The following is a 25,807-nucleotide window of genomic DNA, read 5'->3' as shown; positions in this document are numbered from 1 at the left end:
GGGCCCCTTTATAGAATCTTTCCGCACGCACCCGCGCACCGGAGGACGGCCGCCACAGATCAAACTCCCACACCAAATCAAATGGCCATGAACGGCTCATGAAGGACGCCATCTGATCAGAGCTGCACGGCCATGCTTCACAGCGACATCGACGAGGCCCACTAAGAGTTGCTGATAGGCCGCTCCGCCGTTTGCTGGATATCGGGGCTGAAGTTCAGCAGTTGTTCTCAGGGAGGTAACCGGCTCTGCAGCCTATGCGCACTCAGTCCGCCGCGGTTCGCTGGTCGGCTCTACTCCGGCCACGGCGAAAGCCGGGCCAAAGGGCAGTCATGCGGGATGCCGCACTCTAGGCATCCCTATAGTGAGGTCGCTGAATTGCGGGAAACAGGCCATCAAGCTTTGGGATCCCCGTCCCGAACCTGGTCCAGTAACCGCTGCACACATGGAGTCCCTCAAAAACTCCGCTCCCGTAACGGTACAAGAGCCAAACATGGATATCGACAAGAGGCGAGTTCAATAGGGACGGCATGAGGTCGCTCAAATTCGACGGTGGCACGTACTGGCTGAACTCGGCTGTTAGGCTCTCCGGCGGGCCAAATGGATACATCACGAGATGCTTGTTCGGATAATTACCCAGCTTTTCTACCAGCGCCTGAACTCCGCCGCGCTGCTCCTTGACGTTGTGCAGTGATTGCCGGATTAACTGCCACGGATCAACCAGTGAAGGTTGGTGCAGTACAGTCCAATCGATTTGGTGTGGCGCATCGTCCGGATGCCCACAGTGTTTGACGCATAGTAACGTGACCCCGTCAGCGAGACTTCGAGGGAAAAGAAGCGGCGCGGCACCGACGTTGTCTCGGTCCGGTGTGCGGGTCCCCCACGATGACCAATGATGCTGACAAGCAGCGGTCGCTGTCGACACCAAGACTTCTTCCTGGATCTTGAGCCGTCGGGGTTTGCTGGCAACCCTCAGAAGCGTGAAAGGCAACAGCACCCGCACACAGTGGGGAAGGTCCGCATGCGGCACCGTATTCAGGTTCTTTTGCGCCTCCCGGGCGGCGCGCGGGACGGTTGTGATCACTTCCGCCACGTGTTTTCCATTAAGAGACAGAAGATCGGGCATGCTATTCGCGGACCCGTCATCGTGGTGCCGGAAATCCACGCCGAGCTCGCTTTCAAGCACAGTTCTCGCGTGTTCCTCTTCCGCCCCGATCGGTTTCCTCCGTCCTGCCTGATGACTAATCATTTTCTTCGGGACTTAGGCTGCTGCAACCTTTCGTCCGAGCAATAAACACGCAACCGGACTCCGCACTGCTGCGCAGAGCTCCATGCGGCGCTGAGCAGAGCATGGACCTGCAGAGCAACTGGACTTGGACTATCCTTAGCGAGCTCCTCGACTAACGCACGCTTCGAAAGACAAGCGCCTAGCACCAACCAGATTTCACGCGATGCTGCGTGGGACTGGACAACCCTGTTGACCATGTCCCAGTGCATTTCGCCAGTATTCTGTGGTTTACCACGGCGCAGACGAGTTGCCGGGCCAAACGTGTACGCCGGCTTCTTGCTTCTCTCAATCTTCCATTCGTGCGCCCAGTAACCCGTAGAGGGACGATCCTCGTTGCCCAATGTGAGGAAACGCAGGCTCTTCATCGCTTGGGACACGACGTCGTGAAGTGCTGACGCGGAAATCTCGGATGCCTTGTTTACCGACTTGCTCTTGGCATGAGCAAAGATAACCTTCTCCGAATCGAAGCCGATGAAGTCGGCAATCTCGCTTCCGAGGTCAGTGCAGAGGATCGTTGCGTCCTTTCCGAGCGCGTCTGGAAGAAGACAGCTGTCGAGCTGCCCGAAGACTGTGTCGTCCGGCCACGGATTCTGGCCAACTGTATGTCCCTTCTCGGCGACGACTCTCGCGAGCGGCGGGTGAGTTTCGATGATGGACATTAGTCCTTCATTAGAACTTGACTGGCGCATGTTGAGTCGCCAGAAGTTCTTATTCGAGTACACCAACCCGGATTCAGTCGCCACACGCAGCAACTGCTCGCGAGTAATGTACTGCCAGAAGTCCAGCTTGTTGTCATTGATAGGCCTGTATGGAACGTCCTGGGTCGACGAAACATTGAACCTCTTTTGAGGCGCATCCCAAGCTATATTTACTTCGACTTCGCTTTCATTGATCTCGACCGTGAACCGACCGTGTTCCACAGCCCCACCGGTCCAATCAATGACAAGCGGGCCGTGGCGGTCGTCGAATGGTTCGAAGGTCTCGGGCGCGACGTCCAGCAGGACGTGCGCTGCAACAGGTGGCTCGGTGGGTATGACAGGCAGCCCATATCGGGCGATAGCTGAAGCGGGCTTATCGCCTCTTAGCAAAGCGGCAGTCAATTCGTCGAACCAACTCCGTAGCTCGCAGTAGAGACCCTTCGACTCTCGATGATCACTCACGCGGCCGTTCTTGACGCCGGTGTAGCGCGTGATTGTTTTATCACCCATAGCCAGGCTGCCCGACGCAGTAGAGTAGCCGAACGTTGAATCACCCACTTCGGCAGCGACGGAGCCGATGTCGCGAGCTCGGATGGATCGCGACCGGACTGCCCAGTCGCTCAAGTCGTTGTTCGTGAGCGACATCGAAGTTATCGTCGAAGTGTTGGGCAGCAAGCCTACCAAGCCTTCGGCTCCGACTGAAGTGGTGTCGGTTCGAACGCTCTCAGTTAGCCCTTCCGACGCGGACACGAAGAGATGCTGGCCATTCCAGTAAAGAACCGTGTATCCAAGGGACATCTCGACGAATGCCCCCTCCCGCAGTAGTGGCGAGTTGCGGACCGTCATATGCAAAATTACGCGCACGTCGAGGCTCGGTCGAAATTGCGCCAATACCTGGCAATCGCTGGAAGTAAGATCTTGGGCAACCTTTGCGGCAAAGCCGTCCAAATCAAATTTCCCGTTTGGCCGACGGATGCATGTGCTGAGCCGATATCTGATGGCGTTCCAGGCATCATGGGCATTCAGGTCCGCTTTCTCTCGAAAGAGCCGGTCCCAGTAGAAGATGTCTGGTTGCGCACCGAGAAGCTTGGCAACGCCGACAGGATCAGTCGCAACTGATTTAGCTACTGTCGTTTTATCAAAACGAAGGTAGCGTCCCCAAGCCGCCTCCATGGTTTCGTCTGATGAGAACACGAAGGCGTGTTGGCCGGCGTCTTTCGTCGGATTCCGCAAGATGCGCCCAATCTGCTGCACCCGAGCCCGATCATTTCCGAACCCTCCATAGACGGCGAGGACTCTTGCGGCAGGATCATCGAATCCTTCCGTCAGCTTGTGCTGGTGAATTAGGAATTCGACCTCAGGACGGTCGGATGGGCGTGGCATGCTTCTTCTCAGATGCGGGGCTTCGTCGTTACCGGTGAAACCTTCGTGCACAGCTATCACCTTGCGGTCCTTGGCCACTAGGGCAGCCGCCACGTCTCTAACGTCTGCACGGTTGCTGCAGCGGACAATTACGCGGTCGCCGGGCTTCTTCTCTACCACGTGTTCCAGCTTGTCGAGCAGGACATCGACGTACTTTCGAATAGAGGTCTCGTCAATATGTTCGAATCGCGGTACGCGTAGGACACGATGGGCGACGGCCTTCGTGTGCGTGTAGCGGTACTGCGCGGCCGAATCGATGGCAAACATTCGGTTGTCATTGCGAAAGGGCGTGGCGGTGAAAAGACAGATCGGCAGTCCAGTGGCCCGCACAGCACGAGACCAACTGGGCGCCGGTTCATAATGGCACTCATCGACAATGACCGTCGCGAAGCTTCCGAACAAAGCAGCCATCGCTGCTTCATCGAATTCCACCGTCTCAAAGATCTTCAAGACCATTGAAAGAGTAGCCACGTGCACCACGGGCTCGTACTGTTTCTGGCCACTGACATATTCGATGAAGCTCTTGGCGCTCGCGATCAAGCGTACCCTGGGAAGGTCCGCTGGACGGTCGACATCGAGGCGTTCCCATACCCGCTTGTCGATATCCTCAGCAAGCTGCCGTGCGAGCCCACGCCATGGTGTCACAACTAAGGCACTCTTCTTCTTGCCCCCGACCTGCGGGCCTGCAACGAGGGAAGCAATAACTGCAGATTTACCCGTACCAGTGGGCATCGTAACCAGCGCGGCGCCCTTTTCGCGGCTCGACCTTTTTAGGTGGCGCCTCAGAATTTTCAAGGCGGCGGTCTGGTGCTCCCACAGTGGCATGAGTGCTAGGGCCCCTCTCCCGCACGTAACGAGCGTAACGGGACCAGTGCAGCCGATGTCTCAAGCTTTACGTTGTCGCCATTCGAATATTTGCGGACAGTCTTGCACAATGCAGGTCAACCGGGCGAACTGATCCTTATTGATGACTTAGGCCGAGTACAGAAACCTCAGATAAATAGCGGTTTCTAGTTTCAAACTGGCGCAACGCCCAGGTCACGCTGCCAAAGCTTCGTCAGGGTCAAAGCACGCCAAAGCCACCCTTCGAAGATCAGACACGATCTAGTCGACCTGACTTCCCAAGAGCGCACGTCAGCAGAGCTGCTAGCCATCCACAGCGTCCGTGACTTGCCATTTTGGGAGCCGTATGTGTTACGCCTCGGCGACACGTTGGTGTTCTGTTGAAAGAACAACACAGGCTGCTGCAACAATGTCTCTCATTGATTCGATTGACTGCCGGATGAATGCCGGGTGTGGGGGTAATGGTGGGGTTTTACGTTCGGAAGAGCCTGAAGGCAGGTCCGTTCAGGTTTAATCTGAGCAAGTCCGGGCTCGGTGTGAGCGCCGGTGTTCCAGGTTTTAGGGTTGGTTCCGGTCCTCGTGGCAACTATGTACGCATGGGTGCCGGCGGTGTTTACTATCAGGCTTCGGTCGGTGGTACGAGGCAACCCGGGCAATCTTCCGGTCCCTCCATCCTGCCCGATTCAGCATCCTCAGAGGTGGTTTTTGAGGACCAGCGGGGTGTCAGCGTCCAGGCGCTTGCTCCTACTTCCTCGGGGGACCTTGTACAGCAGCTTAACGAGGCCGGAAAACGTAAACCGCTGACTCGCTGGGTCGTCATCGCAGTCGTGTTCCTGGGCTTGATCACGATGCCTTTTGGCTTCCTCGTGTGGCTGCTCGGTATTCCTGCCATCTGGTGGGTTCTTCAGCGGGACCGTGCCAAACGGTCCGTCGTGATCTTCTACGACGTCAATGACGGGCACGCCCGCCAATTTCAGGCGCTCCTTGACGCTGGAAGTATCTTGGGGCAGTCCCAGAAGATCTGGCGCATTAACGAGGCCGGGGCGTTGCAGTCCGGGCACCAACAAAAGGTCAACGCAGGCGCTTCATCCTTGGTTGGACGGTCCATCGCTGGCTTCAGCCTCAACGGCCCACGGGAGCTGGTGACGAACATTGCCGTACCCGGCGTAACTGCCGACAAGACGTCAATGTACTTCCTGCCGGACCGGATCCTCCTCTCGCATAACGGCACATTTGCGGACGTCACTTATGACTCGCTGCGTATTCGTCAGCGCTCGACAAACTTCATCGAATCCCCCGGCGCGACTCCTTCGGACGCGGTCCAGGTTGGATCTACGTGGCAGTACATAAACAAAAAGGGCGGTCCGGACCGTCGGTTTAAAAACAATCCGGTGTTGCCCATCATGAAGTACACGGAGCTGGAGCTCGAAAACGCAAACGGCTTCAGATGGGCCCTCCAAGTATCCAGCGCCGAGGCAGCATCTCGATTCGCCAGAGAACTGGAATCAGCTGCAGGCAACGAAGTCTCCATCCCCAGCCATGCCCTTGCCGCTCCAGCGGCGCCTCAGCCTACTATCACGCCTTCACCGGCGGTGCACTCGCTCACCCAAGCACCCCAGGTTCAACAAGAGCCAGCGAATCACCCAGCACCGGCCGTGCCGGTTCAGCGCAAGGCACGGTGGTATGGGCCGGAAGAGCCCCTGGATCTCGGCAACGGTGTCCGCATCGCTGGCATGATCTACGCCGGTCAGGAACTCACGTCCCCGCGAGGAGGCACGGAGCCGTCCTTGATCAACCCCGCGCTTCGGGTTGACTCCCGTAACCCGGACTGGGCAGGCCAATGCCTGAACTACTGGCCCTCCTATGCCGACATCACGCTGGCCGGGCGAGCCGCTTACCTCTCCTGGCTCGCCCAAGGCCGCCGACTTCCAAATACACCGATCGGTTACGTTTTTCTCTTCATGTATGGACTTGAGCGCCGCGTCCTGGTCGACATCGCCAAGCAACCAGAGTTGGCTTCCGAGCTGACCGGTATCAAAGCGGAGATGTCGGCGCTGCTTGAGGTATACGAGGACTCAAGTGGTTCCTTCCGATCGTACGCATCACGTTTTGTGGGCGTCATCGACTTCATGATGCTGCAGGCTGAGGACGACTCCCCCAAGGTCCCTGCCCTGACCGAATCACGGTGGGACGTACCCCTAGCTCTCCGAGCACACCTTGGCTCCTTCGCCGCCGACGGCAAGGCCATCCCCGCCGAATGGGCGATGGCATGGGGATGGTTCCACCCTGAAGTCGCCGTCCGCACACCGGCAACCCGGTGCACCGAAGAATTCACACAGCTATTCCGCCTCCGCTACCAACAGCGATTCGGCGAAGGATTCACCGTCCGGCCCGGCGCATCGAAAGTGCAGCTCAGCTACACGACGGCCAATTCCCAAATCGGCGGCGCCACCATGACCATGGGTGAAATCGCCGACGTCTTCAACCAGCGTGCACCACAAAAGAAGCTCTCAGCCTTGTTCGATGACGTCACTTCAGAACTGGACGCATACAGTCGCTGGCTCGGCCGCAACACCGACAAAGCAGGAACACTTGCGGCAGCAGCTCTCCTGCCCAGCGACCTACTCGTCGACGCGGAAGGTCCGGTAGGTGACTTCCGAACCTGGGTCACACAAAACCTCGCAGAACGCCGAAGCGTGGAACTGACAGGTCAGGAGCTCTTCGAACACTGGCCCTCTAACAACGGAGAGAAACTCTCCAAACCCGAAGCGGTTAACCTGGCGACACTTCTCGACGGCTTCGCCATCGGGCTCGAACCCGACGTACGTTTCGGCGGCACTGCCATCACTCCCGAACTCCCCGTCGTCCTCTTTCACACAGAGCCCGGCAGCCCCCACTCTCCAACACCGTCGTACAGCACTGCCCTGACCATGACGCACCTCGCCGCCGCGGTAATTGCGGCCGACGGCGACATCTCCCCCGCCGAACTGGACCACCTGACTGCCCATATCGAATCTTCCCTGCAGCTGACCTCGGCCGAACGCACTCGGCTCCACGCACATCTCCAGTGGCTCGGGGCATCAGAGGTGAAGCTCACCGGACTGACAAAACGGCTCAGCACACTCACCACAACGCAGAAAGCAGCCTTGGGAGACATGCTGGTAACCGTCGCAGCCGCTGACGGACAGATCGCGCCGAGTGAAGTGAGTACCCTCCAGAAGATCTACAAACTTCTCGACTTGGACACCGCCGTCGTCACCAGCCGCCTCCACGCAGCCATGTCCGCACCGAACCCAGCCGCAACGGGACCGGTTACCGTCCGTCAGGCAGGAAAACCTGATCCAGGAGTTCCCATCCCCGCGCCCCTACCGCTGACTCAGGATGCGCCACCGGCCAGCACGTACCTCCTCGACTCATCGACGATCCAAGCAAAGATGGCCGAAACCGCGGAAGTCTCTGCACTTCTTGGTGACATCTTCAGTGAGGACGATCCGGCCTCTGCCGAACAACAGGCACACCCATCAGCCGCACCAAGTCCATCCGTCTCGGCGCCGAGCAACCAGCCCAGCTCAACCATCGGGGACCTGGATGCATCTCACTCCGACCTCGTCCGCGCACTTGCCGGGGTCACGCAACTCCCCTGGGCTGACTTCGAAGACCTGTCCGCACAGCATGGTCTACTGCCGCAAGGCGCCATGGACGCCGTCAACGAAGCAGCACTGGACGCCGCCGACGAGCCGCTGCTTGAAGGCGACGAAACCCTCACCATCAACTCGACCGCACTGCAGGAGCTCCTGGCATGACCGTCTCACCTCAGACCACCATCCGACCACGCGAACGTGACGCACTCCTGCAATCACTGCGCGCCGGCGTCGTTCCCAGAATGGGACAACAACACGTACAGGTAGGACGGGTCAACGAAGTCAAAGCACTCCTGTCCGATATCAACAGGATCAACGACGGCGGCTCGGGCAGCCGTTTCATCATCGGAGACTACGGCTCCGGTAAGACATTCTTCCTACACGTCGTGCGATCCATCGCGCTTCAGCAAAAACTAGTCACCGTCCATGCCGACCTCTCCCCCGACAGGCGCCTTCACGCAACCGGCGGCCAAGCCCGCAGTCTCTACGCCGAACTTATGCGAAACATGGCCACACGAGCCAAACCCGACGGCGGCGCCATGTCCGGCGTCGTGGAGCGATTCGTTTCGCAGGCCCTAACGGAATCCCGGGACACCGGTGCACCTGTCGAGAGCATCATCCGCAGGAGCCTGTCTGAACTCTCCGAGCTCACCGGCGGCTACGACTTCGCCGAAGTCATCGCCAAATACTGGCAAGGACACGACACCGGCAACGAACAGCTCAAGTCCGATGCTGTTCGGTGGCTGCGAGGAGAATTCGCCACCCGTACCGACGCTCGAGCAGCCCTTGGCGTCCGAACAATCATTGATGACTCCAACTTCTACGACCAACTCAAGCTTCTCGCACGCTTTGTCCGCCTGGCTGGCTTCGGGGGGATCCTCGTCTGCCTCGACGAGATGGTCAACCTTTACAAGCTGGCCAACACACAAGCTCGAAACTCCAACTACGAACAAATCCTCCGGATACTCAACGACTCCACCCAAGGCAGCGCAGCAAGCCTTGGTTTCATCTTCGGCGGAACACCCGACTTCCTGCTCGATCCCCGCCGCGGCCTCTACTCTTACTCCGCGTTGCAATCTCGCCTGGAAGAAAACAGCTACGCCGTCGACGGACTCGTGGACTACTCCGGACCAGTCCTGCGCCTGGCCAGCCTGACGCCGGAAGACTTCTACGTCCTGCTGACCAAACTCCGGCATGTCCAGGCCGCCGGAGACGAATCAGCCTACCTGATCAGCGACGAAGGCATCACCCAGTACATGAACCACTGCGCTCAGCGCATCGGAGACGCGTACTTCCGAACCCCCCGGAACACGATCAAAGGCTTCCTCGACCTGCTGGCGGTGCTAGAACAAAACCCAGACCGCGCCTGGGAGGACGTCGTGACAGGCATTAACATCCAACGGGAGTCCAACCCGGACCTAGCTCCGTTGGCTCCCACCACTGACCCTTCTTCCGTACCCACCCGAACCCGCGATGTTCTCTCTGACCAGAACCCAGCCGACGACCGCCACACAACGAACGACACCGATGACGAGCTTTCAGTCTTCAAGCTCTAGGGCCTCAGAAGCCCACACAGCGTTTAATCGGCTCCATCGAAGTGTTCAGTCGTGGATTTGGGAACAGAAATGGGAGCATCTGCGCCCTGCCCAGGCCGAAGCGATCGACCCCATCCTCCGCGGCGATACCGACGTCATCATCAGTGCAGCTACCGCCTCAGGCAAAACAGAAGCGGCCTGGCTACCAATCTTGTCGTCCTTAGCCGCGGCTCGGGACAGCGAAACGCTGCCCAGTGGGGTGAAGGCACTCTACATTTCCCCCTTAAAGGCTCTGATCAATGATCAATACGGCAGGCTCGAATCCTTGGCCGAAAAAGTGGTGATGCCGATTCATCGCCGCCACGGAGACGTAGGCGACAGCGCCCGCCGTGCCCTCAAGGAATCACCCGACGGGCTCCTGCTCATTACCCCGGAATCCTTGGAAGCGATGTTTGTTATCCAAGGGACTCGCCTCCCCGTCATGCTCAGCGGGCTGCAGTACATTGTGATCGACGAATTGCACTCCTTCATCGGCACTGAACGCGGAGCGCAGCTGCAATCGCTGCTGCACCGGGTCGACCTGGCCATCCGCAGACGGATCCCCCGCATCGGGCTCTCCGCCACACTCTCCGACGCCTCCATCGCCGCGCGTTTCCTCCGGCCAGGTAACGAACAAGCCGTCCACGTGATCGGGGGCCACGACGATGACGCCGCTGAGCTCCGCATGCAGCTGCGCGGGTACATCACCAGCGGCCGCGGTGTGTCAGACGGCGAAGATCCCACGGAGGTCGAACCCGACAAGCTGGCGATCGCTGACCACCTATTCCGGAAACTGCGCGGACAGGACAACCTGGTTTTCGCCAATTCGCGTGCCAATGTCGAAAACTACGCCGACCTCCTTAAAGGCATTAGCGACCGTGCGCGGGTCCTCAATGAATTCTTCCCCCACCACGGCAACCTATCCAAGGACTTCCGCGAAAACGTTGAGTCCCGGCTTAGGTCCGCCGGGACACCAACAACGGCCGTCTGCACCTCCACACTCGAGATGGGCATCGATATAGGTTCCGCCGACGCCGTAGCCCAAGTCGGCGCACCGGGTAGTGTTTCCGCGCTGCGCCAACGTCTGGGAAGGTCAGGCCGGCGCGGCAAACCGGCAACTCTACGCATCTACGTCTCGGAACGGCCAGTCGACCCCCGGACCCCTCCCGTCGACCAACTCCGTGCCGAGCTGTTCGAAACGGTCGCCACCATCGAACTGCTTCTCGAAAAATGGTACGAACCACCCAATACCGACGGTCTTCACCTCTCAACACTGATTCAACAGACCCTGTCCGTGATCGCCCAACACGGCGGAGCGACGGCGGCCGAACTCTACAGCGCCCTATGCAAAGACGGCCCCTTCAGCCATATTGACCAACCCATGTTCATCCAGTTGCTGCGCAACTTGGGAAACAAAGACATCATCGCGCAGTCATCCGATGGCACCCTCCTGGCTGGAGCCAAGGGGGAACGGCTTATCAACCACTACAGCTTCTACAGTGCCTTCCACACGGCCGAGGAGTATCGACTCGTCTCCTCAGGACACACGCTAGGATCAATCCCCGTTGACCAACCGCTTGTGGAAGGCGGCCTCCTGATCTTCGCCGGACGTCGGTGGCGCATCCTTGACGTCGACATCGCTGGCAAAGTCATCAACCTGACCAAGGCCGGAGGCGGCCGGCCCCCGTCCTTCTCAGGTAGCGGCATCCTGATAGCCGACGGCATACGTCAACGGATGAAACAGCTCTACGAAACCCGGGACGTACCCGTCTACCTCGACGAAGCGGCACGAGCGCTCTTCCAGGAAGGCCGGACTGCATACGACAGGCTTGGCCTCCGAGAGAGCCCTCTCATCACCTGGGGCGATGACACCATTCTGTTCCCTTGGGCCGGTGACCGAACCATGAACACACTCCATGTCCTTTTCAGCAGCGAAAACTACGAGTCAACCCTCGACGGTGTGGGAATGACGCTCGGTAAGACATCGCGTTCGCAAGCAGCTACCGCTCTCCAGTATCTGGCTGCCCTCCCCTCACCCAATCCATCTGACCTAGCGAGCAACGTCATTGTCAAAGAGCGCGACAAGCATGATGTCTACCTTGACGACCAACTACTCACGCACGCCTACGCGGCCGCAGCGCTCGACGTCAAGACAGCCTGGCCACTTATCAAACATTTGGCCGAGGCAACCACTCAATTTGCGGAAGACCTGACAAACTACCGGCCAAAATCAATCACCACGACGAACACCGAGCCCATGCTTGACCTAGCTGACGCCGGACCATATGCCGTGATCGACGTCGAAACAACCGGATTCTCACCGCAGCGGGACCGTATTGTCGAAATTGCCATCGTGCATGTCGACGAACAAGGAATCGTTCAGGACACTTGGTCAACCCTCGTCGACCCTGAGCAAGCACCCGGCCCTAGCCACGTCCACGGGATCAGTGATCACGACGTCCGCAACGCCCCACGGTTCATCGACGTACTCCCTCACATTCAGCAAAAGCTAGCCGGACGAACTGTGGTGGCACACAACGCAGCCTTCGACCTGGGATTTCTCAGGTCGGAGTTCCAGCGAGCGGGAGAAATGATCCCTCACTGGCCTCTTCTCTGCACGATGCAACTAACGAAGAGCTACTACCCTGGCGAGAGCGCCTCCCTGGCCGACACCTGCAAACGGCTCAGTGTCGAAGCCGGTAAAGCGCACACGGCAGCCGCCGACGCCCTCGCAGCGGCTGGAGTACTTTCCTCGTACATTGCCAAAGACATAAACGTCTCCGCTCGGCCTACCCCAACAATGTCATCTAGCGCTGACATCCCCGAGCATCGCCGATAACGGTGCATATTCTGCCCTACGCGCGGACAGGCTGACTCAAGACCTCCGGTATGTCCGGGTCACGCATCAAAACGTTGACGGGCATGCGGAGTTTCTCGGTTCCGGTCGCGGACTCATCCTGGGGGACTTCAACAGCAACACCGCCTGGGATAACGAACATCCCGGAAGGAACCACTCCGTGCTCGTCGACAAGCTGGAGAATCTGGGCATCGACAGCTCCTTTCACCGCCAAAAAGTCTGTCCACAGGGCATAGAGAACATCAAGACCTATTCCCATACAAAGAAAACGGACCAAGGACACCACATTGATTACGCGTTTTTGTCGAAGTCCATGGACGCAAGTATTAGGGTTGGTGAACCAACAGAGTAGTTGCAGCACAGCGAACACCTGCCGTTGATCCTGAACATCCACTTGTTGCCCGGTGCCTACGCAGGTTCCTGTAAGTGCCACGGCGCAGTGACTATTGAAAGGACACAGAAATAGAAGCTTCAGCCGCTTCGGGGTCAGTCATCACACGCTTGCTGCAGGAAATCTCGTGGGAATCCGCTCCCGCGTATCGAGAAGGTGGCCGCGGTCGGGAGAATGTTCTGAGCGCAGAAGTCCTCTTGGCCTTGGATTACCTGCCTCGGACTGCGTTTCTCGGTCAGATCTTCCGGGCGTCCCACGGCGCAGACAACGCCCGGTACACGCTGGTCGATCACATCGAGAACGCCGAGATGCAGTTCCTGCCGGGCGACCTGCCGTTGGTGCCTAACTCCGGAGCACTTAATCAGCTCTTCGTTCAACCCGACGCCGTGCTGACTACTGAGAGTTCCTTCGTTCTCATCGAAGCAAAGCGCATCCGGCGAAGCGCCTTCCAGCCGCAACAGCTGACGAGGGAATATGTGGCCACCTTGGCACACGCCGGAGAACGCACGCCTTTGATCCTTCTCTTGGGTGCGGAACCTCCGCTGCAGATCAAAGGACGCGGCCGGCGTTCCATCGAAGACGCCATCCAGTTCGAGCTACGTGATGTCCTGCTTCAAAGCGGCACCTACGAATGCGATTACGAGCTAATCCTCGGCCGCATCCCGGATGTCTTCTGCTGGATAAGCTGGGATGAAGTTGCCACAGTCGTTTCCAGGCAAGCTGCCGCCTTCGCATCACTGGAATCATCCGTCCATGCTTCCGTGCAGAGACTGGCGGGTTCCATTACAACGGCGCTGGATTGGCACTCGTGACGGAAACGAACACGCGATGCAGCGCAGACCACGTTGGTTGTCAGTGCCTTATGGCAGGCTTTTGACATGACGCAGCCGACCGAGACCCCGAGCCCCCTTCTTGATTCCCAATCATGGAACGCGCTGTTACGCGCACATGTTGCCTACAAAGCCGCAGTCTCGCCGAACTACGACGACGTGCTCAACGAAGTCGCTGGCCGCATCAAAGACTCAGGCAGCATCGGCAAGTCCGATATCGGTGCCTTGGTCTTGTGGAAGCGCCTCAAGGCAGATACCCCTTGGGCGTCCAAGCTCATGGTGATGCCGGAATGCGACGTCCGGACGGCCACAGCGAGTGCCGTCATAGCCGTCAACAACACTGCGGTTATTACTCCGCAGGCGGCTTCTGATGGCCGCCGGGCTCTGGCGAGTCTGCCTGGTTTCAAAACCGGTGACGCTCTGGCTTCGGCGCTGCTGCTGGCCGCCGCCCCGCAGCGAATGGCCGTGTACGACAAGCGTGCACAGAAAGCCTTGAAAAAGCTGGGGCTGAAACTTACGGCCAAGCCCGGACGCTACCGACGCTACATGGAACTGATCGAAGGGCTCCGCGTTACGGCCAAACACCACAATCAAGATTGGACTGCACGGGACGTCGATGTGGCCCTCTATTGGCTCGGTGGGCCACAACAGGCGCAGCAGACGGACACAGCCGTCCCTACCGAAGCAGTGGAAGCAACGATCTGATGCCAATCCACCGAGAGATTCGAATGCTTGAAGTCGAGCGCCTGGCCGCCACCGGAATAACCCAGGAGGCCATAGCCGCACAGGTCGGCGTGCATCGCAGCACAGTAGCCGACGACCTGGCCATCCTCCGTGGTCGAAAGTCCAAATTGGACCGGGCACGGGCCAGAGTCGCCCCTGAATCTGTCGTGAACCAAGCGCCGTCTCGCCCAACTCCCCCAGTCGCTCCATCGCCCCAGACACCATCGGACAGAACATGGTCAGAGCGACTCCCCTGCGACACTGCCTGGGCATCAACACGCAACGAGAAAGGCGTCTATAGGTGGTTTCTTGCCGGAGCACTGCCGGAGTCTTTCGATTGGCCCGACCACCTCACACCCATCGCCCAAGGTAGTCTCATTTATGTGGGCAAGGCCACCAACCTTCGAACACGGGCGAAGCACCACAAACTGCAGACATCGAGTTCCACGCTCCGAAGGACACTTTCTTCCCTGATGGGCTTCCCCGCGGTCTGGCACGGCAGTTCGGCCCACCCACGAATCCGCGAAGTCCATCACGCTCTCCTCACACGCTGGATGACCGGGAACCTGTTGATGAGCTACAGCCCACTCCGCGACGGCGAAGTCTTGAGCAGCGTCGAAGATGCTCTCAGACGTGAGTCCAAGGCTCCCCTGAATAAGGACGGGATGACAGCCGAGCAGCTCTATGCCTCACAGATTGGCATCAAATGGAAAGCTGCCGCCGGACCCCGGCCGTGATGGCGGGCAATCAAAGAAGGGATGTGCCATTCACCTTACGTTGACTCATAGGTTCCGTTTCCGGCAGGCCTGATTTCTTGGGCGTAAAACCAACACAGATCGTGGTCATTGGATGACGGAAGGTGCCTTATCGACGTCATGCGAGCTGCCCGCTGGCCACTTCGACGGCTGGTTTGGAATTTTAGCGTCTCAGGTGCGGAATAGGAGGGTGAGCCGCTGCCGCCCTCGCCCCAGTCGGGAAATGCAGACCGGATGCCGGTCTCATCTGCTTGCAGCTTGTTGATGCTGATCCTCTTAGGGCTTCGTTCGTTCACTGTCCGTCGCTGACAGCGTTTGGGATTGTTCGGTGGCTTTGCGGGCAAGGTCGATACGGTTTGATGTGCCTGTCTTCTGCAAAGAGGTGGGAGATGTGCGTGCTGACTGTTTTCTCGCTGATGACGAAGTGGTCGGCGATTTCTTTGTAGGTGCGTCCTGCGATGACGTGGGCGAGGATGGCGGTCTCTCGTTGGGTCAGGTTTGGGAACGTGTCACTGCCGGTTCGCGGCTGTGGTTGAGCAGTGAGTTGTAGGTTTCCGTGCGCGGCGAGACGGTTGATGGCGGTCCTGACGGGTGTTGCTTCGAGCGTCCCATCCGGGATCCGGAGCGCGACGTGGAAACCATTGACTCGCTCGGCGGCGGCTTCCTGGTCCCCGGAGACGAACACTGGCCGGCCGCACTGAATGACCTGGCGGATGCACCGCTTGGACTCTGGTACCGCGGGGACATCACCTCCGGCATCGCGGAGGCTTCACCGTGCGTTTCCATCACCAGGTCTCGTGACGCCACCAGCTACGACGCCGGGTGGCTCGCGATGTCGCCTACATGCTCAGCACCCGGGGTGTCTGCATCGTTTCCGGACTTGCGTACGGATCGACTCCCATGCACACCAAGGTGCCTTGGCGGGATGTCGTGAATCAGTCGCGCCATCGGTTCCTGCTTCCGTCGCCGTGGCCGCTGGCGGGTTGGACAAAGACTATCCTTCGGGAAACCGGGACCTGGTCGAGGCAATCAGGGCCAAGGGACTTGTCGTGTCCGAGCAGCCTCCTGGATCCGCGCCTACTCGTAAACGGTTCGCGGCGAGGAACAGGATCGTAGCGGCGCTCTCTGCGGTGACGGTCGTTGTGGAGGCCCGGAGCTGGTCATCGGCTTTGGACATTGCCGAGCGGGTCGAAGCTGGGACGTAGGGTTGCCACAGTACCTGGAAGCATCCACAGCCAGCACTCCGCGGGCTGCCACCGGATCATCGGCAACGGCTCGGCTGAACTGGTGACGGACGCTGAAGGCATCAACGCGCTTCCGGCTAGGACCCGGTCATGACGACTAATGGAGAGTTCAGTAACCACGTAGCCGGCTTGTCGGGTCCGATAGTCTGGTGTGCCGGCGCTCTTGGTGTGGTGTGCACCACTAGTGCAGTATGCCTGCTTGTCGTCCTGGCCGTACGAACAGTGAACGTCATGGCAGCGCGCCGCGACCTGCTATCTGAACGGATTCTTGTTGCTCAGCAAGAGGCAGACCTTGCTGCCATGCGCGGAGTAATGCGCAGGGTGCGCGTGCAGGCCCGTGGACACGTGGAAGCTCGACAGCTTCGCCTTGAGACGCGGACCAGCAAACGCTTTGTGCCTGAAACCAAACTGGCAGCAAACACACCACGGCAAATCAAGATCGCACTTTGGTTGTTCGCCGGCGGCATCGTCAGCCTGATGGGTGCCGCTTTCGTGAACTCAGCCATGTAGTCACTATTGGTGAAATCATGACACTCTCCACAGCCGACAGCACGAGGCGCTTGCTCGCCCTCTCGGCCGGCCGCACGATAAATGTCCCATGCAACCTGACCCTGTACGGGAAATCAAGAGGCACGGAACCTTGCGTTCCGTGCCTCTTGATTTCCTGTAAATAAGTGTCGATTCACAGCGCTTGTGCCCGCTTCCAGGGACTGATTATTAGCTGAGCCGGAGCCCTGCCGCCGCGACGAAGGTACGTCACCCAGCACAAGGAACCGCCCTGATGGCTATCCCCCTTTTTGGCAGGAGACGATGGAGTAAGCACCGGTGGACGTTTGGGCGCTGATCTCTTTGCCATTGACCAGAATCCTGCACGTGATCGACGTCGTCTCCGAGCCCGCTTGAGCTGAGACACCAAGGGACCACAGTCCGTACGAACTTGAGAAGGATGACTCCTTGAACGTGTAGTCCTTCGAAACCCGGCCATATACATCCGAAGCCTGTTCCTGCCCCATCTGGTTGTCCACCCAGTTTGTATAGGTGATAACGCCGATTGGCCCGTCGGCTTCAACTACGTATGTCACGACGCGCTCGTTCTTCGCCTTCTCTGCTGCGGCCTTCGCGGCGGCGTCGGCCTCAGCCTTGCGCTGAGCTTCCGCTGACGCGGAGGCAGTCGCAGCAGCAACTGCACTGCTTCGAGCCTTGCCGTCAGCCTCACTGACGCTGAGTTTGACGCGAACGATAGTTCCATCAGGCACGGACTCATTCCAAGAGACGCTCTGCTCCTCTATGGTGATTGCCCAGTCTGGAGGAAAGGCAATCACGTCATATGGAGATCCATCAACTCCCAGCACTTCATACTTGATGCCCGCTCGGTCGAGTTCCGCAGCACCCGTTTTGAAGGATTTATGCACCACTGACGGCATCTTTTTGCCAGTTGTCGCTGTCGTCGGGCTGACAGCAGGGCGCTCCGAGACCGCGGCCAGATCTGGCGGCTGCGATGGTCCCGCACAAGAAGCTACGGATACCGCAAGCACAGCGGAGGCAACCAAGGCCAAGGTGTTTCTCAATATTTCTTCCTATCAAGCGTTAAGTGAGTTGGCGCGAGAAGAGCCGTTGTCATGCGGGACAGTGCTGACCTGAACCACTCTGTTTGCTAACCGGACGCCATTGTGATGCTGGTAACGAAGTCCATACTGGGTGGTAGCGGCGGCGGAAAGCCGATTGGTCAAGATGTTTCCCGAAGTATTCGTTCCTGCACCACAGGGTGCCGTCGAAGCTCTTCAACGGTGTCGCCATCTGAGATCCGGGGCTTCGTTGCCTCAAAATCCAGCAGTAACGCAGCGTCCAGGCCCCGAGCTTCTGCCAGCTGAACAGTATAGGCACGCACCAGGCTGTGGAGAGCCTGGCTCCTCTTCGCAGTGAAGTCGACTTTGATCCGGCACCCGCCGGCGTCAACGTGGGAGACCATGGCATCCAGGTCGGCCAACAGCCTGCCAACTCCATGGGCGTCGAGGACACCGTTGTTGGCTACTTCGAGATACGAAACCAGTGAATCGTTGTATGCGGCCACTTGCTCGGGAACAGTACTCTTGCCGGAGCGTATTTGGGACACGAGGAGCAGCGCTCCTGCGACCGCGCTCACAGCCACGACAGCTGACCCTGCCAGCACCAGGGCCTCTCTGGAACTGCCCGGCTTCAAAGCAGCCGCGACCCGGCGTGTAAGCCTGGCTGCGAAACCTTGAGCGGCTCGCGTCTCCGCACCGCCCGCTGAGGCGTCTGCGAGAAATGTTACGAACTGGCCGCCGGCATCCCCGATAACACCTCCCCAGCCAAACAATTCCCCACTCTCTACTCCTTTGAGAATGGCGTCCGGTATTTCCATAGTGACCGTCGTCGTCAAAGCCTGTCCTCTACTCCAAGTGTCCAGCCATGTGAATAGTCGTTGCAGACTGAGCGAGACACAGCGCGGTCACGTCGTTGCCGCTCTCAGGTCGGAGCAGATTCGCAGGAATCCACTGACCCGACTGGACCTTCGGGGCCCACTGCCATCGAACTCTTGATCTAAGGAACAATCTCTGCGGACTTGGCCCGCAGCCATCCATTCGTGGTCTCTCCCTTGATGGTGGCCTCGCCCATTTCAACGATCATGTGGACCTTCTGGCCGTCGCGCCAGCTTGTGGTTTCCTTCTCATCAATGAACACCATGATGTCGTTCGTGCCACCTTTGGCCTTCAGCAAGACGTTGAACTCTCCAAAGGCTCCTGTCGTCCAGTATTGGGACGAAACCAACTCGCCGGTCAGCTCAAATCGGTCACCAACTTCCATGTCGCCCATCTTGCCTGAGTTGAGCATGTCGAGCAGCTCATCAACGGTGATGGGAGTGGCCACAGGGGCGACGGCCGATGGAACCACCGGCGGCGAGGCATGCTGAGAGAGTGCCTCCTGGGTCGGAGCAGACGCCTCCGGCGTGGCAGTCTGCGTCTGCCCCGCCGCGACGGGCTCAGCCGGCTTCTTTCCACCCTCGATTGCTCCCATGACGATAGCGATAATGATGAAGATACCCACCACGCCGCCGCCGATCCCAAGCATCTTCCACGGCATCGGCGGCTGCGGCTTCCGGAAGCTCAGCTCCGTCCGGAACGTGCCCTGCGTTTGGGAGACAAACTCCCAGCCCTCCTGCTCCAACTTGGTCTTGGTCCGCTCTTCCATGCCTCGAACTGTCTTCACCGTCCTGGTCATGTACTTCACGGTCGCAGCCGTCGACATGATATTCCCCCATTGATTTTGGCCGTTCGCGCTTCGAACTCCTGAGGAGAGCTTAGAGCGGCTCGTGGAGGTCTCAAATTTCTGGTCCAATACGTGACAAACCCATCTCAAAAGACATCCGAATCGACGAGAAGGGCTGATACACGGTAATGAATCAGCCCTTCTGCTCTCTATGAATAAGAGAAGGCCAAAGTCATCAGGTCGAACGCCGCTTCCGCGATGCCTTCGACCAAAAGGAAGTTGCCGTCGCGAAAGTGTTGCTCGGCTGAGTTGCCCCCAGGGCCGCGGGCCTCGCCTTGAGGCGCCCTGACCATGTGCCAGATCAATCCCCGTTCCATGCCTACAATCGCAGGTGTGACTGAACCATGGGTAGACGCGCCGGAGACCGACCGCCGTAAGGACAAACTCGACCGCGGCCCCTTTGTGAAAATGGCGAAGGACCTCCTCGAGAACCTGGCCGACAGCAACGACAGCACCGTCTTCGGGCTTGTAGGCCCGTGGGGCTCAGGCAAAACATCCGTTCTGAACTTCATCACCGGTGCCCTTGATGATTCCATCCATGTCGTGCGCTTCAACCCTTGGTCCTTCGACGAAGAACGCCTGCAGGCCGAACTCTACGCGGCCATAATCGAGGCGTTTCCCGCGGGATCGCGGAAGACTCTCCGTGAGAAGGCCGTGGATGTCGCACGACGCACCACCCCAATATGGAAAGTGATTCCCGTCGTTGGGACGGGAGTGTCGGAAACAGTCCGCGAATTCCTCCCGGAAAAATCATGGGATTCCGCGTTCGAAGACATGGCCGGAACGATCAAAGCAGCCAGAGTGAAAGTCCTCGTCGTCGTGGATGATGTTGACCGCGTGCAGCCCAAGGACCTGCTGCTGCTGATGAAGACCATCCGGCTCTTGGGTCGCTTCCCAAGAGTCAACTACCTGCTTGCCTACGACCGGAAATCAACGATCAAAGCGCTGTCCTTAGGCCTAGGTGGCGAAGAAGGCGACGCGCAGGTCTACTTGGAAAAGATCGTGCAGTACCCTCTGGACCTCCCGGACCCGCAGCAACATTTTCTTCAAGAGATCATCGATACCGCGTTGCAGCCGATCCTGGCCCGCGCATCGGCTCAAAGCAACGGCGGAACGACGCCGGCGACCAGGTTCGAATCGTTCTACGACAAGCACATGGCCACCACGCTGACCACCCCACGTGCTTGCCACCGCTATACCGGGCAAGCGGTGACATTCCTGCAGCTTGCCCAAGGTGATGTCGACCCAGCGGACTTCTTCGCCATAATCTTCCTTCGGGTCTTCTATCCGGATCTCTACCGACGCTTACCGTCCTGGAGGGGAGAACTGACACGGAAGGGAATCAGCCGTGAGGTCAAAGCCACTTCCAAAGAGGTGTGGAGCAGCAGGATCAATGATTGTGGATACAAGGGCGACACGATAGTTGAACTGATGGAAGCTTTGGCTTCGCTATTTCCGCATGCTTTCCCCGACCCTTTTTGGGGCACCAACGGCGGAAGGTTCCGAGTCAGCGATTCAGAATACTTCGACAGGTACTTCACCTTTTCCCTGCCTGCTGGAGACATGTCCGATGCAGCTGTCATCAGCGATCTGGCGCGAATCCGGCGAGGAGAAGTTGCCATTGGGCACAAGTGCCCTGAGACGTTTGACCACCCCAACGAACGCATGCAGATCCAGGCGCTGAAGAAGGGCACCCGCCACACGGATCATGAGTCGGACGGACAGCACCTCATCGACTACCTCAGCGCCGGATTATCCAGAAAGGACGTCGACGAAGACTTCCGCTCAACGACCATGCGGCTTCGATCAGCCTGGCTGGCCAGCCTGCTGTGGCATTGCGAGCCATGGGATAAACCCGCCGTCGAAGTGTTTGTCGAGAAATTCACCCGCCCAGTAATCCTGGGTCACTGCCTACAACAGAACATGAACCGGTCCAACAACGAACTAGCGCAACGTTCCGTCATGGAGCAATCAACGCCTGCTCCCGAGCATGAATTGTTCAATGTCCTGACCGAAATATGGAACCAGCAAGCTGCAGCGTGGCTGCTAGCGGAATGGCAAAACACCAATTCCAAGGTTCCCATAGACGAACTACTCGCGGTGTGGCAGTACCTCGTTGCTCTAGAAGGCTTGCCCAAGCTGCAGGTCGAAACTTTGTCCGCATTGGAGGCAGGCCCGCTTTCACTCACCGCTCTGGCTGCAAACTTTGTCATATCCTCATACGCCGCAGGAAACTACCAAGCGCTGCCGTCCAGTCTCACGTTGCTTACCAATCAGCTCGAGAATACTGTCCCGCCCGACCAACTCCTGACACTGCCGCTCGAGGAGCCAGCAGATGTTCCCGCGGCCCAAGGTGACGAAATCCCGTCCGCGGAGCAGCGAGCAAGGTTCGCCTACGAGGAACTCATGCGCTGGCGCCAACAACAGGCAAGCCGACGATCCAGGGATTACTAAATGCCAGAACGCGGGCTCACTGCGCGCTTCCTCAAAGGGTCTACCCAGCTCCTGCAGGCTCCCTGATCCTGCCGCCAAATTGTTAAATCATCCGTTGCTGGTGTCGCACTCAATCGATGCGGCACCAGCCGATTGGATCGCCGACACCTCACGGCAAAGCCTTGTCCCAATGGTCCCGCCAGTTCCCGAACAACCCATCGGTCAGACCCGAACGGCCATCACGCCAATGGGGACGGCTTACCGGCAAGTCAGGAAGCCGATCTGGATCGTAGGCGATGCCCTTCAGGCTGTCCTGCTTGGCTGCGGCAGTGTCAGCAGTTTTGCGCGGGCCTGAAACCGGCTGCACAGCTCGCTTGTGCCGAGAAGCTTGGGGTGGCAATTACCGTTTCTGAACATCCCGCCTCAGCTGCCTCATAAACTCAAGGTCTCTGCCAATGTCTCTGAAACCCGGTGTGCTTCTCGATATCCGGGTGACGTCCAGCAGCTCGCACTCCTGCCAATACCTGGCGCGCAACGTTCCTGCTCCTGGGCAGGCCCGGTCCTGGGCCATGAGAAACGCATGACCGGTTCAATCCGCAGTTGCAGCCTGGCCAGTTGGCGTTCCGCGGGTGTAGCTGCCTTGCCGTGGACCTCGGCAAGGCAGCTACACGTGTGCAGAAGCGCGTCGAGAAGATACTCGTCTTCCAGAGTCTGGCGTACCTGTGAGTTGCTGAGCTCCAGGATGTCCAATACCGGGGCGTTGGGCATAGTGGTGGAGTTTCGCGGAAGAGCCGCAGAAAGGCATCCACCCTTGCGGCTGTGATGCCGTATGCCTTCATCCATTTATGGGTCGCTTGGGATTCCTCGGCGTCCGGCAGCCGTTCTTGGATGTCGACAATAAGTAATCAAGCTGCGTTGCCAACACGGCCTACTGAAGGCCCCGCGGCGCGATAAAGCTCTGCCCGTTATGTCCGGTTGGAAGGCAATGCGCGTCGACAACCGTGAACGCACGCTCGAGCACGTCGCAGGCCGTCATCAAAGACCGCAGAATCGTCGCCTCATCGGAAACGATCTGACCGGTGATGGTGGGCGATTTACCATCGTCATCGGCATCAAACATGGCCAGCATTGGCAGCGCCCACCGGGTGCCATGAGAGGCCGCCGAACAAATCTGCCACATCGAGTGAGGCATTGGGCCGAGGTGGTAGAAGCGGGTGACCAGTTCCATCTTCTTCGTCATCGATTTTGTCGCCCCCTTCACGTCGCTTTTGCGGAAGCTCGCGGTATCGATCACATCGTCGATTAGTTTGGTCCTCTTTGCTTTCTCAGCATCAGCCGCATCCTCTGGCACCCCAATCGTGATCGCCGCCTTATGCATTTCGAGGATACTTGAGTGCTCGTCACGGAGCGTCCTGAGGGCCACGGACTGCGGCGTAGCGTCCATAAAAATGAACAACACCCCTACGGCGCCTTCCAATGCCGGTCGGATCAATGTGTACGGAGCGTAGATGTGCTGCACTCCGGCGTTGACCAGCAGAGCCCTCAGTGCATGGAGGTGATCGATGGCATTTGTCAATTGCTGTTTAATCTTGTGCGACGCCTGAAAAGGCCTCGCAAGCTCATCGGCAGCATCGAGCAGCGAGCCCCTGCGAACAAGTAGCGGCTGCGCGTGGCGGCGCGCGTGCCAGTCCTCAACACGGTTGAGTTGGCGGGAGATGCTGTCCAAGATCCGACGGCGCTGTTCCGGGGTATAAGTCCTGATGAACCCCGGCCCGCTGCTTTCCGACCGTGATTCGTGCGGCTCGGGTGCTAGAAACCCTGACTCGATGGACTCGTATTGTGAGCTCATCCGACCAGTCTGCCACTGCCCACTGTGCGGTGGTGCCGACATAGCACATTTGAGGCCACGACTCTCCGCGCGGAACGTTAAACGGGCAACGGTTCAGCCTCTGGTGTGCTTAGGCGGAATTCCTCGGCCGTCGGCTGTTCCGTGAATTCGACGAGTTCAACGTGGTGTTCTTGGAGAACTTCGAGGACTTGGTATGGCGTGACCCGGAAGAACTCACCTCGGAGGTTTGCCTTGTTGACGCGTTGCCCCGCGAACGTCTTGTGCAGCATCGCTTCGGTCGCAACTGCGTCGTCAGAGTAGAACAGGCATGAACGTCGAATCGGAACAGCACCGATGCGTCTCCGAGCTCGTTGACCCGGTCCATTGGTTCCAACCTGCGGGTCATACCGATCTTGACCATGTTCTCCCCGAACGCACCGATGTTGGAGATGACGTACACGTAACCGGCTCGGATATTCGCGGCTCGACGCTCGACATCGGCCAGAGCGAGTTCGTCCCGGGCGATCTTGGCACGCATCCGTTCAGCACCTTCGAGGTCACCGTTGGCGATGAGCGCGTCCAGGGTAGTCCGGTGCATGGCCCGCTCCTTGGCAAGCTTTTCCCGGGCGGCGGCGATTTCGGCTTCAGCCTTTTGTGCCAGCCGCTCTTCAAGGTCCCATCAAGACCGTCACCGTGATCACTCCCCCAGCGATCCATCCTCATCGGTGTTCCGTCCGGACATCTTCTGACCCCGACCCAGTGACGCGTCCACGCAGCCACAAAAAATAACTTGATGGTGCAGCCTACGACGGCAGGGCTTCCTGAAGCCAGGTCATTGCCTCGTCCCGTGACGCGAAGAACCTGGTGGGGCAAGGCAACGATCGTCGTGCCATCGCAAAGTTCGCTATCACCCGACTGACCGGGTTCGTTCCCAGCAGAGCTATCCGGGAGGCGGCGCATTTGGTGCTGAACACAGACTTCGCCCCGGGAGTGACCTGCCTGGTAAGCGTGATGTCGATAAGCAGTGGATACTCGGCACCGTCAGCAATTTCGTTGATGGTTGCCATTGCCGCGTGCACGTCGTCGCCCACCAAAACGGTTCCCTGTCCCCACACCAGCTGAAGAACATCGTCAGTAGTGAGCGCAACCGTTCCTTTACCGCCGGCAACAGTGATCGATGTCATCCCTACCCCCCCAAATAGTTGTAGGCCCAACACTAACCCCACCACCACCAGCAAGTGTAGAAGGGGTGGAGGCGTGGCCCCTCGCCCAGCGTTACGAAACGGACGGGTTCTGATTACCTCGCCCCTGGAGGGTGCCCACGACGGCGGCGGAAGCCGTCTTTCCGCGGCCCGAACCCTGCCCACCTGCATCCAAAACCCAGAAGTTGGGCATAATCAACTCCCCTAAGTCTCCGGTCAGGGTAGAGGCCTGGTCCTGCAGGGTCTGGACTTTCGTATGGCTATGTCGCCGTTGAGCAGGAAGTCATGTTGCCAAGAACTGAGAGACCCAATGAAGAGGTGGATACTCCGAAAACCAAGCCAGGAGGGGGTTAATTGTTGTCTGCTTTAAGTGTGGACACTGTCCACACCCCTTTTGGCAGGACAAACCAGAACCGACCAGACGCACGGCCACAGGCGAGTTCGGATTCGAAAGAATATCCAGCGTGATTTTCAGAAAAGTCATGTCGACACCACAACGCACTCCATGAAGTAGTGAGCGGCCAACAAGTGCCGAATAAACACCACACGAGAGGACAACCAGTGACCCCACAACCTGGCAAGCGGAGCGCCCAATCGCCAGGACGCTGAGCCCGCTCCCCTACCCAGACTTAACAGGCCGAACCCGGCGGCCAGGCACCATCCGGGACGATTAGGCAGAGGCACTGTCAAGCTTTGTACACACGTTAAAGCAAATACCCCCTCTGACGAGGGGGTATGCTGTGCCCGAGGTGGGACTCGAACGGGATTCCAAGCCTTGGGAACACTGGGAAGT

The 25,807-nt window shown here is 58.7% G+C and carries 19 protein-coding genes and 2 pseudogenes; 10 read left to right on the top strand and 11 right to left on the bottom strand.

Translation table 11 applies throughout. From position 1 onward, the window contains the following. Positions 1–346 precede the first annotated feature (346 nt). Together WBN73_RS14010 and WBN73_RS14005 are read right to left on the bottom strand one after the other, a co-directional pair. Positions 347–1,183: a hypothetical protein gene (locus tag WBN73_RS14010; protein WP_337340611.1), complete on the bottom strand. Its 837-nt coding sequence runs from the start codon at positions 1,181–1,183 to the stop codon at positions 347–349. A 59-nt stretch (positions 1,184–1,242) separates the two neighbouring features. Further along, positions 1,243–4,230, bottom strand: coding sequence for a DEAD/DEAH box helicase (locus tag WBN73_RS14005; RefSeq protein ID WP_337340612.1), 2,988 nt, complete (start codon positions 4,228–4,230; stop codon positions 1,243–1,245). A gap of 461 nt (positions 4,231–4,691) precedes the next feature. Between WBN73_RS14005 and WBN73_RS21455 the strand changes: the two are divergent. From WBN73_RS21455 to WBN73_RS13990, 4 genes and pseudogenes are all read left to right on the top strand, one after another. Beyond that, positions 4,692–4,856: pseudogene (locus WBN73_RS21455) on the top strand (DUF4236 domain-containing protein); the annotation flags it as partial. Positions 4,857–4,946: 90 nt separating this feature from the next. Continuing rightward, entirely contained in the window at positions 4,947–8,051 is a 3,105-nt protein-coding gene (locus WBN73_RS14000; RefSeq protein WP_337340613.1) for a tellurite resistance TerB family protein, read from the top strand. Beyond that, positions 8,048–9,445, top strand: coding sequence for an ATP-binding protein (locus WBN73_RS13995; RefSeq protein WP_337340614.1), 1,398 nt, complete (start codon positions 8,048–8,050; stop codon positions 9,443–9,445). Before WBN73_RS14000 ends, WBN73_RS13995 begins: the two co-directional genes overlap by 4 nt. Continuing rightward, the gene (locus WBN73_RS13990; protein ID WP_337455581.1) at positions 9,363–12,302 is read left to right on the top strand and encodes a DEAD/DEAH box helicase; all 2,940 of its coding nucleotides are present in this window, start codon (positions 9,363–9,365) and stop codon (positions 12,300–12,302) included. Before WBN73_RS13995 ends, WBN73_RS13990 begins: the two co-directional genes overlap by 83 nt. A gap of 16 nt (positions 12,303–12,318) precedes the next feature. Here WBN73_RS13990 and WBN73_RS13985 read toward each other — a convergent pair whose 3' ends face one another. Then, on the bottom strand, positions 12,319–12,528 hold the full coding sequence (locus tag WBN73_RS13985; protein ID WP_337340616.1) for a hypothetical protein: 210 nt from the start codon (positions 12,526–12,528) through the stop codon (positions 12,319–12,321). Positions 12,529–12,821: 293 nt separating this feature from the next. Here WBN73_RS13985 and WBN73_RS13980 point away from each other — a divergent pair, with 293 nt between their 5' ends. The 3 genes from WBN73_RS13980 (at position 12,822) to WBN73_RS13970 (ending at position 15,001) form a co-directional block, all read left to right on the top strand. Beyond that, on the top strand, positions 12,822–13,523 hold the full coding sequence (locus WBN73_RS13980) for a hypothetical protein (protein WP_337340617.1): 702 nt from the start codon (positions 12,822–12,824) through the stop codon (positions 13,521–13,523). 66 nt (positions 13,524–13,589) lie between these two features. After that, positions 13,590–14,246 carry a hypothetical protein gene (locus WBN73_RS13975; protein ID WP_337340618.1) on the top strand — a complete coding sequence of 219 codons (657 nt, stop codon included), beginning with the start codon at positions 13,590–13,592 and terminating at the stop codon, positions 14,244–14,246. Beyond that, positions 14,246–15,001: a GIY-YIG nuclease family protein gene (locus WBN73_RS13970; RefSeq protein ID WP_337455579.1), complete on the top strand. Its 756-nt coding sequence runs from the start codon at positions 14,246–14,248 to the stop codon at positions 14,999–15,001. Before WBN73_RS13975 ends, WBN73_RS13970 begins: the two co-directional genes overlap by 1 nt. Before the next feature lie 310 nt (positions 15,002–15,311). Here WBN73_RS13970 and WBN73_RS13965 read toward each other — a convergent pair whose 3' ends face one another. After that, a complete protein-coding gene (locus WBN73_RS13965) occupies positions 15,312–15,704 on the bottom strand; it encodes a helix-turn-helix transcriptional regulator (RefSeq protein WP_337340619.1) in 393 nt (130 codons plus the stop codon). Positions 15,705–15,720: 16 nt separating this feature from the next. On the opposite strand from WBN73_RS13965, the gene WBN73_RS13960 reads away from it, so the two are divergent. After that, positions 15,721–16,224 (top strand): DNA-processing protein DprA, encoded by a 504-nt coding sequence (locus tag WBN73_RS13960; protein WP_337455578.1) that lies wholly within the window; start codon positions 15,721–15,723, stop codon positions 16,222–16,224. Between the two features lie 129 nt (positions 16,225–16,353). Continuing rightward, entirely contained in the window at positions 16,354–16,773 is a 420-nt protein-coding gene (locus WBN73_RS13955; protein ID WP_337340621.1) for a hypothetical protein, read from the top strand. 275 nt (positions 16,774–17,048) lie between these two features. Here WBN73_RS13955 and WBN73_RS13950 read toward each other — a convergent pair whose 3' ends face one another. The 4 genes from WBN73_RS13950 to WBN73_RS13935 form a co-directional block, all read right to left on the bottom strand. Then, positions 17,049–17,519, bottom strand: coding sequence for a hypothetical protein (locus WBN73_RS13950; RefSeq protein ID WP_337340622.1), 471 nt, complete (start codon positions 17,517–17,519; stop codon positions 17,049–17,051). A 470-nt stretch (positions 17,520–17,989) separates the two neighbouring features. Then, the gene (locus WBN73_RS13945) at positions 17,990–18,664 is read right to left on the bottom strand and encodes a hypothetical protein (protein WP_337681314.1); all 675 of its coding nucleotides are present in this window, start codon (positions 18,662–18,664) and stop codon (positions 17,990–17,992) included. Positions 18,665–18,825: 161 nt separating this feature from the next. After that, entirely contained in the window at positions 18,826–19,530 is a 705-nt protein-coding gene (locus WBN73_RS13940; protein WP_337340624.1) for a hypothetical protein, read from the bottom strand. Positions 19,531–19,700: 170 nt separating this feature from the next. After that, positions 19,701–19,868 carry a hypothetical protein gene (locus WBN73_RS13935; protein WP_337681313.1) on the bottom strand — a complete coding sequence of 56 codons (168 nt, stop codon included), beginning with the start codon at positions 19,866–19,868 and terminating at the stop codon, positions 19,701–19,703. Between the two features lie 16 nt (positions 19,869–19,884). Between WBN73_RS13935 and WBN73_RS13930 the strand changes: the two genes are divergently transcribed. Continuing rightward, positions 19,885–22,005 (top strand): KAP family P-loop NTPase fold protein, encoded by a 2,121-nt coding sequence (locus WBN73_RS13930; protein ID WP_337681312.1) that lies wholly within the window; start codon positions 19,885–19,887, stop codon positions 22,003–22,005. 907 nt (positions 22,006–22,912) lie between these two features. Here the strand turns inward: WBN73_RS13930 and WBN73_RS13925 are convergent. From WBN73_RS13925 to WBN73_RS13915, 3 genes and pseudogenes are all read right to left on the bottom strand, one after another. Beyond that, positions 22,913–23,833 carry a hypothetical protein gene (locus WBN73_RS13925; protein ID WP_337340625.1) on the bottom strand — a complete coding sequence of 307 codons (921 nt, stop codon included), beginning with the start codon at positions 23,831–23,833 and terminating at the stop codon, positions 22,913–22,915. A 77-nt stretch (positions 23,834–23,910) separates the two neighbouring features. Next, positions 23,911–24,218: pseudogene (locus tag WBN73_RS13920) on the bottom strand (GIY-YIG nuclease family protein). 397 nt (positions 24,219–24,615) lie between these two features. After that, on the bottom strand, positions 24,616–24,996 hold the full coding sequence (locus tag WBN73_RS13915; protein ID WP_337340626.1) for a DUF7793 family protein: 381 nt from the start codon (positions 24,994–24,996) through the stop codon (positions 24,616–24,618). Between the last annotated feature and the right edge of the window lie 811 nt (positions 24,997–25,807).

Origin of the sequence: Paenarthrobacter sp. CCNWLY172 (genome assembly GCF_037402035.1) — a bacterium.
In the GTDB taxonomy this organism is placed as follows: domain Bacteria; phylum Actinomycetota; class Actinomycetes; order Actinomycetales; family Micrococcaceae; genus Arthrobacter.
This window is presented reverse-complemented; position numbering and strand designations above follow the sequence as displayed.